Raw genomic sequence first — 18,312 nt, forward strand, 5'->3', positions numbered from 1 at the left:
TAATCGCAACCCCAGAAAAACACTACGCTTTCCATGGGCTTGCGCTCAGCCTCCTTTAAAGAAGACTTAGCGATTGGCAATTCTTCTTTAAAGGAGGCTGAACGTTGCCCGCGGAAAGCGACTTCCGTAGCGGACATCTCTTTGGCAAGAACACCGATGTTTTAAAGACCAAGTGGTATTCTTGGTTTTTCTTACAGTTGAGAAAGTATAAACTTTCTTACTGCATAAGTGTAACGAAGGTTTTCATTTAAAGGCCTGGTGACAACCAAATATTCTAATTAAGTTACGAACTGATAAAAAAATTCACTCATCTTGAGAAGTTTGAAAACGGAGGGGAAGCTATGAAAATATTAGTTGTAGGACGCGGCGGCAGAGAGCATAGTATCATCAAAAAGTTAAAGGAAAACCCGCAGTTAGACAAGATTTATGTTGCTCCTGGAAATGCCGGCATGGAAGAAGAAGCCGAATGTGTTCCCATTGATGAAATGAACATAGAAGAATTAGCAGCTTTTGCAAAAGAAGCGGCAATTGATTTAACGGTTGTTGGCCCTGAGAATCCGTTAAATGCCGGAATCACCAACCGGTTTCAACAGGAAAACCTTGCAGTTTTTGCCCCCACACAAGAAGCAGCATGGCTGGAAGGCAGTAAAAGCTTTGCAAAGGATTTCATGAAAAAATATGATATCCCTACTGCTTCTTACGGTGTCTTTCAGGATGCTGAAGAGGCGAAAAAGAGAATTGCGGAAACTGGTGCTCCTATTGTAATCAAAGCAGACGGTTTAGCAGCTGGAAAAGGTGTTATTGTGGCGATGACAGAGGAGGAAGCTGTTCAGGCGATCGATGATATGCTTGTGGACAAAGCATTTGATCAGGCCGGCTCTACTGTGGTGATTGAAGAGTATTTAGAGGGCGCTGAATTTTCCTTAATGGCGTTTGTCCATGAAGATAAGGTCTATCCAATGATGGCAGCAAGAGATCACAAAAGGGCGTTTGACCATGATGAAGGTCCCAATACAGGCGGCATGGGAGCTTTTGCTCCGATTCCGGATTTGAGGGCAGAAGATTATCAATTCGCTGTTGAACAGATTTTAGAAAAAACAGCAGCAGGAATGCTGGAAGAAGGCAGACCATTCACAGGGATTCTTTATGCGGGCTTAATGATGACGGAAAAAGGCCCTAAAGTAATTGAGTTCAATACACGTTTTGGCGATCCGGAAACGCAGGTCGTTCTTCCTTTATTAAAGAATGATCTACTCCAGGTTCTGCAGGATGTATTGGCGAAAAAGAACCCGCATTTAGAATGGCATAAGGAAGCCTGTGTCGGTGTCGTGCTTGCATCGGAAGGGTATCCAGGAGCGTATAATAAAGGGAATGAGCTTCCTCAATTTGAAGATACAGAAGACACCTATATTATTCATGCCGGAACAAAAAAGGCAGATGGAAAGCTTGTCAATGACGGAGGAAGAGTGCTCCTGATCGGCGGACGTGCAGACACACTTTCACAGGCTGCAGAAAAAGTGTATCAGCAGCTGGATAAAGCAGAACTGAATGGTAACTTTTTTTACCGGAGCGATATAGCTAAATAGAGGTAGAAAAATGCAAAGGACGGAAATCTCCTTTGCATTTTTATTTGCATTTTAAAAGTTATTGCGAAAAAATATTTCTATTTTCTGAATATGTGATGCAAGGGTACGTTACTGTTTTGGCAATCCAAATGATGGGTATAATAAAGGGAAATATAAGAATTGGAGAGATTTGATGTCTAATGTTATTTTTACTTCACCGAGCAAATATGTTCAAGGAAAAGGAGCTTTAAACGAGCTTGGCAAATATGTTGAAGCAGTTGGGAAGAAACCATTAATTATATCTGATGAAGTGGTTTGGAAGATAACGGAGGAAACGGTTGAGAGCAGCCTGAAAGATGTAAATATCGATTTTCATTTTGTTCCATTTAATGGCGAAGCCTCTATAACAGAAATCAGCCGCATAGCAGAAGAAGGTAATAAAGCGGAGGCCGACTTTATCATTGGTGTCGGAGGAGGAAAAACACTTGATACAGCAAAAGCCGTTGCGGATGAGCTGGAAGTAAGTGTTGTTATTGTTCCTTCGACTGCATCAACAGACGCACCGACAAGTGCATTATCTGTTATTTATAATGACGAGGGTGTTTTTGAATCCTATAAGTTTTATAATAAAAATCCAGAATTAGTGCTGGTAGATACGAAAGTAGTAGCTGGTGCACCAGCCCGTCTGTTTGCTTCTGGAATAGCTGATGCCATGGCAACATGGGTGGAAGCAAGAGCAACGATTAAAAGTAATGGAGAAGCAATGGCAGGAGGAAAGACGAGCATTGCTGCACGTGCTATTGCAGAAGCGTGTGAGAAAACCTTATTCGCTTACGGAAAAGCAGCATATAAAGCAGTAGAAAAAAATCTGGTGACCAAGCAAGTGGAAGCAGTTGTAGAAGCAAACACCCTTTTATCCGGACTTGGATTTGAGAGCGGCGGATTAGCTGCTGCACATGCCATCCATAATGGCTTTACCGTGCTGGATGGAGATATCCATCATCTAACGCATGGTGAAAAAGTTGCTTATGGTACGCTGACACAGCTTGTACTGGAATTGCATCCAGAACAGGAAATCCAAAAATACATCGACTTTTATCAGTCACTAGGCCTGCCGACGACCTTGGAGGAAATGCATTTGGACGAAGTATCCTATGAAGATTTACAAAAGGTTGGAGCTGCAGCAACACAAGAAGGAGAAACCATGGGCAACCTTTCTAAAGAAATCACTGCCGATGATGTTGCCCAAGCTATTTTAGCGGTGGATCAATTAAGTAAAAAGTAATCGTATGATCCTAAAAATCGAATGAATTAATAAAAGCTCTGCGTCCAGTTATGGGTGCAGAGCTTTTATTTTTTCTGAATGAAGAAAAATCTGTATTTTTATCTTTGAAATAGTTTGACTTTTTACTTTTATTGTAATAATATGAACGAATGAACTTGCATACTGTATACAAGAGGTGATTGTCATAGTAGAAATCGTAAAGAAAACCTTAAAAAGCCAAGTATACGATTACTTGAGAGAGCAAATTATTGTCGGAAAATTCAAACCTGGAGAAAGATTAATAGAAGAAAAGATAGGAGAAGCATTAAATGTTAGCCGGAGCCCTATTCGTGAATCGATACGGATGCTGGAAAAAGAGGGATTTCTGAATTTATCAAAAACCGGCGGTGTTACGGTTGTAGAGCCTTCTCTTACAGATTTCAGGTATTTGTACGAATGCCGGATAGGGATGGAGTCACTTGCCGCTTATTACGCTGCTATCAGACGGACAGATGAACAGCTGCTCTTGATGAAGCAGGAAGTGGAAAATACCGCCCGTCATAAAGAAAAGCAGGATGATAATGAAAAACATGTCACGGTAGCTTTTCACGATATTATTATTGAAGCCAGTGCAAATCCTTTTCTCATATCCATGCTCGGGACACTGCGCGGGGTGAATAGTTTTTATCGGGAAGTCATTGTGGATAAAGACCCGACACATAGAGAAACAGCATTTGCGGATCATGAGCAAATATGGGAGGCCATTGCCAGGCAGGATGCAGATGCTGCAAAAGAATTAATGAAACAGCATATTGAAAGAGATTTTACACACTTTCTGAATTTGAACAGAGATGAGTTGGAGGGATTAGATTGAGCAAGAAAAAGCCACTTGAAGGAATAAGGGTATTAGAATTAGGAAATATTGTAGCTGCTCCTTTTGCAGGAAAATTATTCTCTGAATTTGGAGCAGAAGTGATTAAGGTAGAAGAACCGAAAAATGGTGATCCGCTTAGAAACTGGAGAGTCATGTACAAGGATACATCCGTTTGGTGGCATGTTCAATCACGGAATAAAAAATCGATTACCGTCAATCTTCGTGAAGCGGAAGGACAGGAGATTATTAAGAATCTGACGAAAACAGCGGATGTTGTTTTAGAAAATTTTAAACCAGGAACGTTGGAACGGTGGGGATTAGGCTATGAAACGCTGAAGAAAGTGAATCCTTCTATCGTATTAACAAGAATATCCGGTTATGGCCAGACAGGCCCATATCGGGAAAAAGCCGGATTTGGAAGTGTAGCAGAAGCAGTCGGAGGACTGAGGTATTTAACGGGTTACCCGGATTTGCCGCCGGTTCGGGTCGGAATTGCTATTGGAGATATGGTTGCCGGATTATATGCTGTTATCGGCACATTGATGGCGTTACGAGTCCGCGATCGGGATGAGGAAAAAAAGGGGCAGGAAGTAGATGTTGCTCTTTATGAGTCCGTATTCAGCTTATTGGAAGGAATGCTTCCGGAGTTTGATTTAACAGGGGAGATTCGCGAGAGAACAGGAAGTACACTGCCGGGTGTAGCTCCGTCTAATTCCTACCTGTGTGCGAATGGTTCCTACGTCATTATCGGCGGAAATGGAGACCGTATTTTCCAGCGTATGATGACAGCCATCGGAAGAAAGGACATGGCAGAAGATCCCAAATATGCAACGAACCAAGACCGGGTGAATAACGTGGAATATATTGATAGTGTCATTGAATCATGGACGAAACAATATCCGATTAAAGAGGTGCAGCGGATTTTAGACGAAGCTTCCGTGCCGGTCAGCCCGATTTATAGTATCAAGGATATTATTGAGGACGTACATTACCAATCCAGAGATATGATCCAGGAAATTGTGCTGGATGACGGCCAAAAAATAAAGACCCCGGGCATTGTACCGAAGCTTTCGGAAACGCCGGGAGAAATTGAAGCAAACGGGCCGATGCTGGGTCAGCATAATGAGGAAATCTATAAGGAATTTCTAAACTTCTCCTATGAGGATTTTAAAAGGTTAAAAGAGGGAGGAATCATCTGATGACACAGGTTACTATTATTGATGTAAGCCCGCGTGACGGATTGCAAATAGAACCGAAAAAAGTTTCTACAGAAGAAAAAGCAAAGTTTATCGATAAGCTCACAGAAGCAGGAATTAAAAAAATTGAGGCTGCCTCTTTTGTTCATCCGAAAAAAGTTCCACAGATGGCGGATGCCGAAGCGTTATTAGAGCAGATCCATTCAAATAAGAATATACAGCCTATTGCATTGATTCCGAATCAAAGAGGGTTTATGCGGGCAAGTGAGTTTCCGCATTTGGAACTGAATTGGGCAGCCTCTGCAACAGAAACCTTCAGCGATAAAAATTTAGGAATGACGATTGATAAAAATTTCGAAATGTTTACGGAAGTAGCAAAAGAAGCAAAATCAAAAGGGATGGAAATTTGCTTCTCGATTGCGGTCAGCTTTGGCTGCCCCTATGAAGGGCATGTAGAGGAAGAAAAAGTGCTTGAATTGGCAGAAAAAGCGGTACAGGCCGGAGCGGACAGAATTGGAATTGCAGATACAATTGGCATCGCGACACCAGATGCTGTGAATCGTTTATTCAAAAAAGTATTCGATGTGACAGGAGATACAAATGTTTCTTTCCATATCCATGACACGAGAGGATTGGGTTTAGCGAATGCATATGCTGCGTACACGGCAGGCGTGCGGATATTTGAAACAGCAGTCAGCGGAATCGGCGGCTGTCCGTTCGCTCCAGGATCAGCAGGGAATCTGGCAACGGAAGATTTAGTATATCTGTTTGAACGGATGGGGGTTAAAACAGGAGTAGATATCAATAAGCTGTTCGAAGCGGCTGACTTTGCAGCGAGTCTTTCTTCTAAAACACCGCTTGGGAGAATCCGCCATTTAGATAGAACACGCACGATGAAGGAGATGATGGAATGAAGAAATTACGTTATTTTTCATTCCTGCTGCTTCTTACAGGAGTCATTTTATCGGCCTGCAGCAATGGTGACGAGACCCCGAAAGAAACAGAAGCGAGCGGCGAGGAGTATGAACCGGCTACGATTCGATTAGCTTATAACCTGCCATCAGGTCATCATATTTCAGAGGGAATAGAAGAATTTGCTAAAAAAATAGAAGAGAAATCAAACGGCCAGATAGATATGCAGATTTTTGCGAATGGGCAGCTGCTGTCTGATACAGATATGAACCAGTCGCTTTTAACAGGCGGTGTAGAAATGGGAATGAATTCTTCTACAATCTGGTCTTCTACAGTACCTGCGATGGGAATATTTGATGTCCCTTATGTATTTGAAGCATATGAGGAAGCAGGGGAAGCCTTGAATGGTGAATTCGGAGATATACTTCGTTCCGAAATGGAAGACGTCGGTGTGAAAGTATTGATGTTTGGTGATTATGGCTTTGGACAATTTGCGAATAATAAACGTCCGCTGGAATCTCCAGAAGATTTTAGAGGTCTGAAAATCCGCAGTGTAGGAACACTCCCTTCTGAATTAATTCAAGCTTATGGCGCATCTCCGGTGTTTATGGGAGGCGGAGAAGTATACATGGGATTGCAAAGGCAAACCGTAGATGGTGCTACATCTGGAACAACAGCAATGGTGCAGCGCAGTTATGATGAAGTAACAGATTATTTGACGATAAATAATTATACTTATTTTGAATTTATTCTGGGCGTTAATCAAGAATTTTGGAATGATTTGCCTGAAAATACACAAACATTAATTGAAGAAACTGCCAATGAGACCGAAGAATGGATTCGCCAGCAAACGAAGCTGGAAGATGAACGAACACTCCAAGTGCTGAAAGACAGAGGAATGGAAGTATATGAAGTAACTGATGATGAACTCGATATATGGAAAGAAGCTGCAATGCCGGTGTGGGAAATCTTTGAAGAAGAGGCTGGAGAAGCAGGCAGTGAATTATTAGATATAGTAGATGGCGAATAAAAGTTGTTCATCACTTGGAAGGAGTTACAGCATGAATAGATTGTATAAATTTTCTGATTTATTAATTAAATACGCGGGTTATCTAGCTGGGATTTTAATATTCGCGACAACGTTGATGACGTTTTATGAAGTAATATCCAGATCATTCTTTGGTATGCCGACTGCATGGGCCACGGAATTATCTACGTATGCGATTATAGGAAGCTGTTTTTTGGGAACGGCATATGCAGTGAGGACATATGCGCATATTACAGTAGATTTATTGGTAAATCGTGTGAATGACGCTGCTCGCAGGATATTCGCATATATTTGTAACGGGCTTGGATTACTTTTTAGTGCGATATTGACATGGTATGGATTTAAACATGTTTTTATGACATTTGAATTAGGAGTTATTTCCACCTCCTTGCTGCGTATACCGATGTATTTACCTGAATTATTTATTCCGATAGGCGGCGTTCTGCTCATTATCGCATTTATATTGCAGCTGATTGACGGGAATGTACATAAAGGAGGAGACCATCTATGAATCTATTTTTTGCTGGAGGATTAGCTACATTCTTGCTTATCGGTCTCCCGGTTGCATTTTCTTTAGGGATGCTTGCTGTACTCGGAATGTTTCTATTTAACGGGGGAAGCTTTGCTTTTGCACAAATTCCGATTATAGCGTACTCAGCTTTGGATGACTTTACATTGACAGCTTTGCCGATGTATATACTGATGAGTCAAATCCTTGTTGTCAGCGGAGTAGGACGGGATTTGTACGAAATGGCGAGCAGATGGTTCAGACATTTTCCCGGGGGGTTAGGTATAGCGACCGTTTTCTGTTGTGCGATATTTTCTGCTATTTCGGGATCCAGTGTGGCAACAGCTGTAACAGTTGGCGCCGTAGCGCTTCCGGAAATGGTTCGCCGGGGATATAAAAAGAAATATGTGCTTGGATTATTGGCAGCCGGCGGTACGCTGGGTATTCTTATTCCTCCGAGCGTGCCGATGATTTTATACGGTTCACTCACCGGGGAATCCGTCGGAAAATTATTTATTGCCGGTGTCGTGCCAGGGATTATCTTAACGTTAAGCTTTATGATTTTTTCTTCTATTCAAATGCGGCATATAAAAGAAGAACCTGCTACATGGGCAGAACGGTGGGAAGCGTCTAAAAAAGCCATCTGGGGGCTATTGCTGCCGATTGTGATTATCGGCGGAATTTACTCAGGAATCTTCACACCGACAGAAGCGGCTGCAGTCGGCGCGGTATTAGCCTTTCTCATTGCCATTGTGGTATATCGGAATCTGACGTTTGCTAATTTGAAAGTGATGATCCTGTCCACAGTTAAAACGAGTGCGATGATTCTATTTATTATCATTGGTGCTAAGCTGCTTGGTTTTATCTTAACTATATTGCAAATTCCGCAGCAGATTACAGCAGCTGCCACCGCGACAGATTTATCACCTTGGGTTATCTTTATTCTGATTAACATTGTATTACTTGTATTGGGAATGTTTTTAGAAACTGTCTCTATTTTGGTTATTACCGTACCAATCCTGTATCCGATTATTACTGCGTTAGGATTTGATCCGATATGGTTTGCTATTATCATGGTAATTAACATGGAATTGGCACTAATTACACCGCCTGTAGGTTTAAATCTGTTTGTTTTAAAAGGGCTGGATAAAAACAATACCATCGCCGAAATTGTAAAAGGCGTGATACCTTATGCCCTGATTATGGTTCTGTTTATCATTCTGTTATGCATCTTCCCGCAAATTGCAACTTACTTTACAGGGGATGTACATTAAATAAAATGTAAACAGCTTTATGATCAAAAGGAACTTTTCAAGTAACTCGGATTTCTTTGAAACATCCGATCATATCTTAAATAAGATGCAGTGCAGTTTTTGCGAAATTTGTAGAAACTGCACTGTTTTTGCACGTAAGGAAGTATAAAAAAGTGCTGAGTATAGCCGTTCCAACGGATTTCATGGGGGGGAGTAATTTTCAATGTTGTCAGGTTAATGCGACCGCTGCGACGGGTTATGGTGGGGTGAGTAATCGCAACCCCCAGAAAAACACTACGCTTCCCCATAGGAGTCTACGTGTTTTTCCTCATAATTCTTCTTAGATGGGAGCGGATGTTGTCGACTCCTGCGGGAAAAGCAACAGGTAGACCTGAGCAGGAAGTGGTTTTCTTTCTACCCGCAGGGCATAAGTGCGACTATGCTTCTGTCTGCGCCTGACGGTTTGCCAATCAGCAATTCTTCTTTAAAGGAGGCTGAACGTTGCCCGCGGAAAGCGACTTCCCGGAGCGGACATCTCTTTGGCAAGAACACCAATGTTTTAAGAACAAGCGGTATTCTTGGTTTTTCTAATTGGATTTAGGTGGTAATCGTGATATCAATAAATTTCTGGAATCGGACTCTGTCTTTTTCTAGATTGCATTAGCTCCTTTGTCCATGCTGTAAAAATTGCTGGAGCAAGTATATAAAATATAAAAACGCAGTACCGATCTATACCTATTCATAAGAGAAAAAGTCAACTTTATTATATTAAAGCACTACATTTATGATAGAATAAAAATAAATGACAAATAGTGGAGAGTTGCTTAATGACATTATGGAGAAATCGGGAATTACGACAGCATGTCAATGTAATCGACGGGACGGTTGCACCCAGCACTATCTTGACCAATGCAACCTATTTAAATGTATATACAAATCAATGGATGGAAGCAAACGTTTGGATTTATGAGAACCGGATTGTTTATGTTGGTGAAAATCTGCCTGAAGAGACAACAGGGACAAATTTTTATGATTGTCAGGGGAAATTTGTAGTGCCAGGCTATATTGAGCCGCATGCTCACCCTTTTCAGGCTGCTAATCCGGAAGAAACGGTGATGTATGCTGCGAAAACGGGAACGACGACCTTTGTAAATGATAATTTAACCTGGTATTTGCTGTTAAATAAAAAGAAAACGTTCTCTATGATAAATGCTTTTTCTAAATTGCCGGTAAATATGTTTTGGTGGAATCGTTTTGACAGCCAGACCATACTGAAGGATGACCATGTGTTTAATACGAGAGATGTATTAGATTGGGCAGAGCATCCGCTGGTTATTCAGGGAGGAGAGCTGACGGACTGGCCGAGCTTGCTGACAGGCGGTGATCGTCTGCTGTACTGGATTCAGGAGATGAAAAAGCTGGGCAAGCCGATAGAAGGCCACTTGCCGGGCGCGTCATCCCGCACTCTGACAAAAATGAAGCTTTTCGGCATTTCGAGTGATCATGAATCAATGACGGCGGAGGATGTGTTAAAACGGCTGGAGCTTGGTTATCGTGTCAGTCTTCGTTACTCACCAATCCGTCCAGATTTGCCGGAAATAATTAAAGGCCTTCTCGATAAAGGATTATCGCAATTTGATAATATGAGTTTTACAATGGATGGACCAACACCAGCCTTTATGGAGGATGGCATAATCAATGTTTGTATTGAGAAAGCAATAGAGAATGGACTGCCTGCAGAAACGGCTTATCGCATGGCGAGCTACCATCCTGCCAGACATTTTAATATGGAGGAAGAATTCGGCAGTATTGCGCCGGGAAGAGTTGCTAATATAAATATCCTTTTAGATAAACAAAATCCGCATCCGGAGAGCGTGATAAGCAAAGGGAAATGGATCAAAAAGGACGGCGAAGCAATTCCTTATCCATCCGTCATTAATTGGGAAGAATTTGATATTACATCAGTTGAATTTGACTGGGAGCTGACGGACGAGGATTTACAGTTTTCGAGTCCAATCGGGATGGATATGGTCAATGATGTGATTATCCAGCCATATACGATTGTATCAGATGTCAGTGCTGATCAGATTCCCTCCAGTAAAAGCGAGCAATTTATTGCATTAATTGATAAGCATGGCAAGTGGCGGGTAAATACAATTATTCGCGGATTTGCTCCGAAGCTCGGTGCGCTGGTCAGCAGTTTTTCAGCTACGGGAGATGTTATTCATATTGGTAATTCTAAGAAAGATATCCGTATTGCCGCGAAACGGATGAGAGAGCTGGGCGGAGCAATTGTATTGGTGGACCAGGGAGAGATTTTAGCAGAAATGCCGCTTCCCCTTGGAGGAGTGATGTCGAAGAACGCGATGGAAGAATTGATTCCGATGAACAAGGAAATAAAAAAGGTGTTGAAAGCACACGGATACGCATATGAAGATCCGATTTACAGCCTGTTATTTCTTTCTGCCTTCCACCTTCCTTTCTTCCGTATTACACAGCAGGGATTGCTGGATGTGAAAAAAAGGGAAATTGTAATTCCGGCTACGATGCGTTAGTATAATAAAGTTGTCCTGATGGACGAAAATAAGCTCTTGTTTAGAGAAGGAAGCTTCGTTGGATGAATAAAATACTATTTCCTATTCTTCTTTTCAGAATGGTACAGAGAAGGACAGGAAAAATAAGGGGGAATTGAAGTGCAAATAGATAAGCTACGAGGGGAGCAGCTCGATCAATTGTTTGATGCTATATTATCATTAAAAACGCGTGAGGAGTGTTATCAGTTTTTTGATGATATTGCTACTATGTCAGAAATCCAATCCCTGGCACAACGTTTACGGGTTGCGAAAATGCTGACAGAAGAAAAAACATACAGTGCCATCGAGCAGGAAACAAAAGCTTCCACTGCAACCATCTCCCGAGTGAGACGCTGCATTAACTATGGCAGTGACGGCTATAATTTGGTTTTGAAAAGGCTGCATATCAAAGGAGAAGAAGAAAAAGAAGAATCAGAAGAATAATGCCTAAAAGAGAAATCGAAACTATTGAAATAAGGCAAATAGTTTCGATTTCTCTTTTTTTATTTTATTGCAGTGTAACTGGCCGGCGTTGTGATTACTCGCCTATCATAAAGCGTTGTGCGTTGAAAAATCCCCACTGAAGGAAGTTTCACTTTATAAACACTATTTTGTAAATAAGTTTTTGCTTAAGATATTGAAAATCTTTACCTTATCCGTTCTATTCATTTGCCGATTTTTGTTATAATAAAGAGATGAATGTAATAATGGAGGATTTGTACTGATTATGAATATAAATGAATGGAAGCATCTGTTTAAATTAGATCCAGCAAAGGAAATATCTGATGAAGATTTAGATAAAATTTGTGAATCAGGGACCGATGCGATTATAGTCGGCGGCACTGATGATGTCACATTAGACGGGGTTTTAGATTTATTATCAAGAATTCGCAGAGCACATATGGTACCGGTGGTTTTGGAAATCTCGAATGAAGAAGCATTGACTCCAGGCTTTGATACTTATTTTGTTCCGATGGTATTGAATTCAAAAGAGAAAAAATATGTGATGGATATACAGCAAAAAGCAATCAAGGAATATATCGACATGATGGAGTACAGTGAGGTATACTTTGAAGGTTATTGCATTTTAAATCCAGAAGCAAAAGCTTTCCAGCATACGAATTGTGAATTGCCCGATATAGAAGATGTAAAGGCATATGCATATATGGCAGAGCATGTTTTTCATCTGCCCATTTTTTATGTGGAATACAGCGGTACCTATGGTGATGCAGAAGTCGTTCGCGAGGTGAAGGCAGAACTTAATGACACCAAGCTTTTCTATGGCGGCGGTATTGAGACAGCGGAGCAGGCCAAAGAGATGAAAGAGTATGCTGATGCAATTATTGTTGGAAACAGTATTTATACGGATATAAAACAATCACTCAAGACAGTAGCTGCTGTTAAAGAGGATATGTAAAAAGGAGAATAACCAAGGAAGGAAGAGATAAGATGGAGCAAACGCTGGAAGCGATGATAAATACATTAAATCCGGAGCAGCAGAGGGCTGTACGGTATACAGAAGGTCCGCTCTTAATTATGGCAGGAGCCGGAAGCGGGAAAACACGCGTATTGACACATCGAATTGCTTACTTAATGGGAGAGAAGGAAGTAGCTCCTCGAAATATTTTAGCGATTACCTTTACCAATAAAGCGGCAAGAGAAATGAAGGAGCGGGTAGCGGAATTAGTCGGTCCTCAAGGTGAATATATGTGGGTCTCTACATTTCACTCGATGTGTGTCCGGATTTTACGCCGGGACATTGACCGGATTGGATATTCCTCGAACTTTTCCATTTTAGACAGTGCAGATCAATTATCTGTTGTAAAGCAAGTACTTAAAAATCTCAATATTGATCCAAAGAAATTTGATCCCCGGGCGATGCTTGGACAGATTAGTACAGCAAAAAATGAGCTGATTACAGAAGATGAATTTGCGAAGAATGCCGGTAATTTCTATGACCGCCAAGTAGCGCAGATTTATGAAGGCTATCAGAAAATGCTGCGGAAAAATCAGTCCTTAGATTTTGATGACCTGATTATGCAGACGATTCATTTATTTGACCGTGTACCGGAAGTTTTGGAATATTACCAGAGACGGTTCCAATATATTCATGTCGATGAGTATCAGGATACAAACCATGCACAATACTTTCTGGTCAAACAGCTTGCCAAAAGGTATCAAAATCTGTGTGTAGTCGGCGATTCAGACCAGTCTATCTACCGTTGGCGCGGAGCAGATATTACGAATATCCTGTCCTTTGAAAAAGATTACCCGTCAGCGAAAACTGTCATGCTGGAGCAAAATTACCGCTCTACCAAATCGATTTTACTGGCGGCGAATAAAGTAATTGGCAATAACTCTGGACGAAAGCCGAAAAATCTTTGGACGGATAAGGATGACGGAAAAAAGATATCCTATTATAAAGGAGCAACTGAGCAGGAAGAGGCTTTATATATTGCAGATACCATTCAGCAGTTAACTCGGTCAGGCAAATACCAGCCAAGTGACATTGCTATATTGTATCGTACCAATGCACAATCCCGTGCAATTGAGGATACATTTGTCAAATCAGCTATCAGTTATCAAATGGTTGGCGGTACACGCTTCTATGACCGTAAAGAAATCAAGGATATGATTGCTTATTTAAGGTTAATTACGAATCCCGATGATGATATCAGCTTCCAGCGTGTGGTAAATGAACCTAAAAGAGGAATAGGAAAAACATCGATTGAACGCTTGCAAGCATATGCAGCAGAGCATGATATTTCTCTCTTTGAAGCAGTGAAGGAAGTTGATTTCACCGGTGTTTCGAAAAAAGCAGCCAATGCTTTAGCAGGATTCGGTAGCCTTATCAGCTCGCTTACACAGCAGCAGGAGTTTCTGACAGCGACGGATATGGTAGAAGCTGTGCTGGAACGGACCGGCTATGAAGAAATGCTGAATAATGAGCGTTCCATTGAAGCGCAGTCTAGACTGGAGAACTTAGAAGAGTTTAAAACTGTTACACAAGAATTTGAAAAAGCAAGTGAAGAAGACAAAACACTCATCGCCTTTTTAACCGATTTAGCATTGATTGCAGATATTGACCGTGTCGATGAAGAGGATCCGGATCACTCTCAAAAAATCACCCTGATGACATTGCATGCAGCAAAAGGACTGGAGTTCCCTGTCGTTTTCTTAATTGGAATGGAAGAGAATGTATTTCCACACAGCCGCTCGATGTTTGACGAGGAAGAGATGGAGGAGGAACGCCGTCTTGCTTATGTCGGTATTACCAGAGCAGAAGAGGAGCTTTATTTGACGCATGCTCAAATGCGTACTTTATATGGACGTACCAATATGAACCCAATCAGCCGATTTATCAATGAGATTCCGGTGGAATTGATGGATGGCATGGAAACAACCAAAAAATCACCATTTGGCGGAGCTGGCAGCATGCGAAAGAGCTTTGGCTCGAGCCAGAAGCAGGAAGCACCACCGAAGAGACGGGCTGAAAAAATGCAGGCACATAAGTCCAGCGGAGCAGAATCTAAAAGCTGGTCTGTCGGTGATAAAGCTGCTCATAAAAAATGGGGAACGGGTACGGTTGTAAGAGTACAGGGAGAAGGAGAAAAGCTGGAATTAGATGTAGCATTTCCTGCTCCGGTAGGCATCAAACGTCTTCTTGCAAAATTTGCCCCCATAACAAAGGAGTAAAATGGAATGAACAAACAAGAAATCAAAGAACGCATGGATTCCTTAGTAGAAGTCCTTAATCAATATGGTTATTCCTATTATGTATTGGACAACCCGACTGTACCCGATTCGGAGTATGATCAGAAGTTAAGGGAGCTGGAGGATTTAGAAAAAGCGTATCCAGACCTTGCTAGAGAGGATTCTCCTACTCAGCGGATTGGTGGAGAACCGCTTGATGCTTTTCGGAAGGTAACGCATGAAACGCCAATGATGAGCCTTGGCAATGCTTTTAATGAGCAGGATCTAAGAGATTTTGCCAGACGGGCTCAAGAAGGCGTATCTGGTGAGGTTACTTTTGTGTGCGAGTTGAAAATAGATGGTTTAGCGATTTCTCTAAAATATCAGGAGGGCAAATTTGTTCTGGGTTCCACTCGCGGCGATGGAAGAATTGGTGAAGACATTACATCTAACCTGCGCACGATACGAAGTATTCCATTAAGTATCAAAGAAGCTGGAACTTTGGAGGTTCGCGGCGAAGCTTTTATGCCGCATAAGTCCTTTTTAGAGATGAATAAAGAAAGGGAAGAAAAGGGTGAAGAACCGTTTGCCAACCCGAGAAATGCAGCTGCTGGATCATTGAGGCAGCTGAACCCGAAAATTGCAGCTAAACGTAATTTAGATATTTTTCTATACGGCGTCGGTGAATGGGAAAACAGTAATATCACCAGTCATAGTGAAAGCTTAGAGGCCTTGCATCGTCTGGGATTTAAAACAAATAAAGAATGGAAAAGATGTAAGAGCATTGAAGAGGTATTGGAATTCGTTACGTATTGGACCGAACACCGCAAGGATTTAAATTACGAAATTGACGGGATTGTGGTGAAAGTAGACAGCCTGGATCATCAGGATGAACTGGGCTTTACTGCGAAAAGCCCGCGGTGGGCGATTGCTTATAAATTCCCGGCAGAAGAAGTTGTAACTACTTTAAAAGATATTGTATTAAGCATCGGCAGAACAGGCGTAGTGACTCCGACAGCCATTCTTGAACCTGTCCGTATAGCAGGATCAACTGTGCAGCGGGCTTCCTTGCATAACGAGGATTTAATTCGTGAACAGGATATCCGGATTGGGGATCAGGTAGTTATCAAAAAAGCAGGCGATATTATTCCAAAGGTTGTCCGCTCGATTATCGAACAGCGGACCGGGGAAGAAAAAGAATTTCATATGCCTGAGGAATGTCCGGACTGCGGCAATGAACTGGTTCGTCTAGAAGGGGAAGTAGCATTACGCTGCATCAATCCGAACTGTCCGGCACAATTGATGGAGGGATTGATTCACTTTGTCTCCCGGAATGCGATGAATATTGATGGTTTAGGAGAAAAAGTTATCATTCAGCTTTTCCGTGAAGATTTGGTCCATACCATTGCTGATTTATATCGATTGGAAAAAGAGGATTTGTTGAATTTAGAACGGATGGGCGAAAAATCCGTTACTAATCTTTTAAATGCTATTGAGGCTTCTAAAGCCAATTCATTGGAAAGATTATTGTTCGGACTTGGGATTCGTTTTATTGGTTCAAAAGCAGCACAGACTCTGGCGATGGAATTTGAAACCATGGAGCGGCTTCAGCATGCCAACTTGGAGGAAATTGTAGCCATTGAAGAAATTGGCGAGAAAATGGCAGATTCCATTGTCCGATATTTTGAAGAAGAAAAAGTGACGCAGCTATTGAAGGAATTAAAAGAGCTGGGTGTAAATATGACTTACACCGGTCAAAAGAAATCAGAAATAAAAACAGATAGCTTATTCTCTGGAAAAACAGTTGTATTGACTGGTAAAATGGAGCAGTATACGAGAAAAGAAGCGAAAGAGCTGATTGAATCGTTAGGCGGGGCAGTAACAGGCAGTGTAAGTAAAAAAACAGATGTCCTTATTGCTGGAGCGGACGCCGGATCAAAGCTGGAAAAAGCAGAAAAAATGGGGATAGAAGTGTGGAGTGAAACAGAGTTAAAAGAAGCGACCGAGGGAGAGGAGTGATTCGCTTTGAAAAAATGGATGCTATCCATTAGTGTAGTGGCACTGTTTTTAAGCGGATGTGTGCAGCAGAAGTCATCCAGCGAGGAGGAAGTCGTCCAGGAGGATGCCAGCAGCCAGGAAGAGACTTCTATCGTGCCTAGCAATAGACTTTCAGGGGAAAATTACCGAATGATTTTACCATATCAGCCAAGTGAGGCAAGAGGTGTTATTACCAATCAGGTAGCTAACCGTGTGGACATCGATGAAATGGAAGAAGGATTGCGCCGGCTGTCCATGGATTCATATAGTCCGGAAGATTATTATTTTCAGGAAGGACAGTATTTTGACAGTAATCGTGTTTATAATTGGATTGATGAATTAAATCCTGAAGTAAGCCTGGGGTCAGATGAAGAGACTTTCAGGGAAAATCCGCGTTATTTATCACATGTTCTAGAACAAAATTATTTAACACAGACAGAGGATGGAAATGTCAATTTAGAAGGAATCTCTATAGGACTTGCGATGAAATCTGTTTATCAATTCCAGACAGATACTGGAGAGCCTTACCAATATGAAGATATCTCTGAAAGTGCAATGATGGAACAAGCAACAGAAATTGCACAGGATATTGTCAATGATATTCGTGAAAATGATGAAGAGCTCAGTGATGTTCCTATTATGATCGGTATTTACCGGGAAGAGGAGCAAGCTTCTCCTGTGCCGGGAAATTTTGTAGCTAAAACAAATGTGGATGGAGGGAGCAGCTCAATTGACGGCTGGGAGGATGTAGAAGAAGAAAATATCCTCTTCCCTTCTGATGAAGGTCAGGAAAAATATTATGATGATCAAGAGCTTGTAACAAGCTTTGGAAATGAAATTCGTGATTTCTTTCCAAACTATGTCGGAATGGTAGGGGAAGGCTTCTATATAGATGAGGAGCTTCAGAAATTACGCATCGATGTCCCGATAGAATTTTACGGCAAGGGAGAGGTTATCGGTTTTACCCAGTATGTGTATGGTCTGATTGAAGATATGTTTCCAAACTATTATGATATAGAAGTTAATATTACTTCCAGCCAAAAGACGGAGAGCCTGCTTTACCGTAATGCGGGTGAGGATGAAATTCAAGTTCATATTTATGATTAAAGCATCAGGAAATTCACTGTTACTAGCAGTTTATCAGCTAACAGCAGTGAATTTTCTTTTTTTAAGAAAATTTTCCGGGAAGGCGAAAGTTATTTAATGATTCTTCTATTGATTTTCCCAAATTGAAGAACGGCAGAGTATGGTACAATGGGTTTATAGAAGATATAATGACAAAGGAATTAAAATAGCTTATCATTGGAAAATGTTTTTAAGCACTTTCGCACTAATTTTCTTTATTTATGAAAAAATTAGATAAGCAGTCAAACATAATTTCTCTATTAC

General features: G+C 41.4%; 14 protein-coding genes. All 14 read left to right on the forward strand.

The window, feature by feature from the left end; all coding sequences use genetic code 11:
- Positions 1–341 precede the first annotated feature (341 nt).
- Entirely contained in the window at positions 342–1,586 is a 1,245-nt protein-coding gene (purD, locus tag BN997_RS13575; protein ID WP_042533031.1) for a phosphoribosylamine--glycine ligase, read from the forward strand.
- A 172-nt stretch (positions 1,587–1,758) separates the two neighbouring features.
- Positions 1,759–2,850: a glycerol dehydrogenase gene (locus BN997_RS13580; protein ID WP_042533033.1), complete on the forward strand. Its 1,092-nt coding sequence runs from the start codon at positions 1,759–1,761 to the stop codon at positions 2,848–2,850.
- A 175-nt stretch (positions 2,851–3,025) separates the two neighbouring features.
- Positions 3,026–3,703: a GntR family transcriptional regulator gene (locus BN997_RS13585; RefSeq protein WP_256705992.1), complete on the forward strand. Its 678-nt coding sequence runs from the start codon at positions 3,026–3,028 to the stop codon at positions 3,701–3,703.
- Positions 3,700–4,902: a CaiB/BaiF CoA transferase family protein gene (locus BN997_RS13590; RefSeq protein WP_042533035.1), complete on the forward strand. Its 1,203-nt coding sequence runs from the start codon at positions 3,700–3,702 to the stop codon at positions 4,900–4,902. The genes BN997_RS13585 and BN997_RS13590 overlap by 4 nt, the downstream gene beginning before the upstream one ends.
- Complete coding sequence (locus BN997_RS13595; protein WP_042533037.1) at positions 4,902–5,813, forward strand: hydroxymethylglutaryl-CoA lyase; 912 nt, start codon at positions 4,902–4,904, stop codon at positions 5,811–5,813. Before BN997_RS13590 ends, BN997_RS13595 begins: the two co-directional genes overlap by 1 nt.
- Positions 5,810–6,841, forward strand: a complete 1,032-nt coding sequence (locus BN997_RS13600) for a TRAP transporter substrate-binding protein (RefSeq protein ID WP_042533039.1) — start codon at positions 5,810–5,812, stop codon at positions 6,839–6,841. Before BN997_RS13595 ends, BN997_RS13600 begins: the two co-directional genes overlap by 4 nt.
- Positions 6,842–6,872: 31 nt before the next feature.
- Positions 6,873–7,370 (forward strand): TRAP transporter small permease, encoded by a 498-nt coding sequence (locus BN997_RS13605; RefSeq protein ID WP_042533041.1) that lies wholly within the window; start codon positions 6,873–6,875, stop codon positions 7,368–7,370.
- Complete coding sequence (locus tag BN997_RS13610; protein ID WP_042533043.1) at positions 7,367–8,641, forward strand: TRAP transporter large permease; 1,275 nt, start codon at positions 7,367–7,369, stop codon at positions 8,639–8,641. Before BN997_RS13605 ends, BN997_RS13610 begins: the two co-directional genes overlap by 4 nt.
- Positions 8,642–9,447: 806 nt before the next feature.
- Positions 9,448–11,175 carry an adenine deaminase C-terminal domain-containing protein gene (locus BN997_RS13615; RefSeq protein WP_042533046.1) on the forward strand — a complete coding sequence of 576 codons (1,728 nt, stop codon included), beginning with the start codon at positions 9,448–9,450 and terminating at the stop codon, positions 11,173–11,175.
- A gap of 138 nt (positions 11,176–11,313) precedes the next feature.
- The gene (locus BN997_RS13620; protein ID WP_042533048.1) at positions 11,314–11,637 is read left to right on the forward strand and encodes a YerC/YecD family TrpR-related protein; all 324 of its coding nucleotides are present in this window, start codon (positions 11,314–11,316) and stop codon (positions 11,635–11,637) included.
- A gap of 280 nt (positions 11,638–11,917) precedes the next feature.
- Complete coding sequence (locus BN997_RS13625; protein ID WP_042533050.1) at positions 11,918–12,610, forward strand: heptaprenylglyceryl phosphate synthase; 693 nt, start codon at positions 11,918–11,920, stop codon at positions 12,608–12,610.
- 32 nt (positions 12,611–12,642) lie between these two features.
- Complete coding sequence (pcrA, locus tag BN997_RS13630; protein ID WP_042533052.1) at positions 12,643–14,889, forward strand: DNA helicase PcrA; 2,247 nt, start codon at positions 12,643–12,645, stop codon at positions 14,887–14,889.
- A gap of 6 nt (positions 14,890–14,895) precedes the next feature.
- Entirely contained in the window at positions 14,896–16,905 is a 2,010-nt protein-coding gene (ligA, locus tag BN997_RS13635; RefSeq protein WP_042533054.1) for an NAD-dependent DNA ligase LigA, read from the forward strand.
- Positions 16,906–16,911: 6 nt separating this feature from the next.
- Positions 16,912–18,030, forward strand: coding sequence for a CamS family sex pheromone protein (locus BN997_RS13640; protein ID WP_042533061.1), 1,119 nt, complete (start codon positions 16,912–16,914; stop codon positions 18,028–18,030).
- The last annotated feature ends 282 nt before the right edge of the window (positions 18,031–18,312 follow it).

The sequence above is a fragment of the Oceanobacillus oncorhynchi genome, assembly GCF_000821065.1.
Lineage (GTDB): Bacteria > Bacillota > Bacilli > Bacillales > Amphibacillaceae > Oceanobacillus > Oceanobacillus oncorhynchi.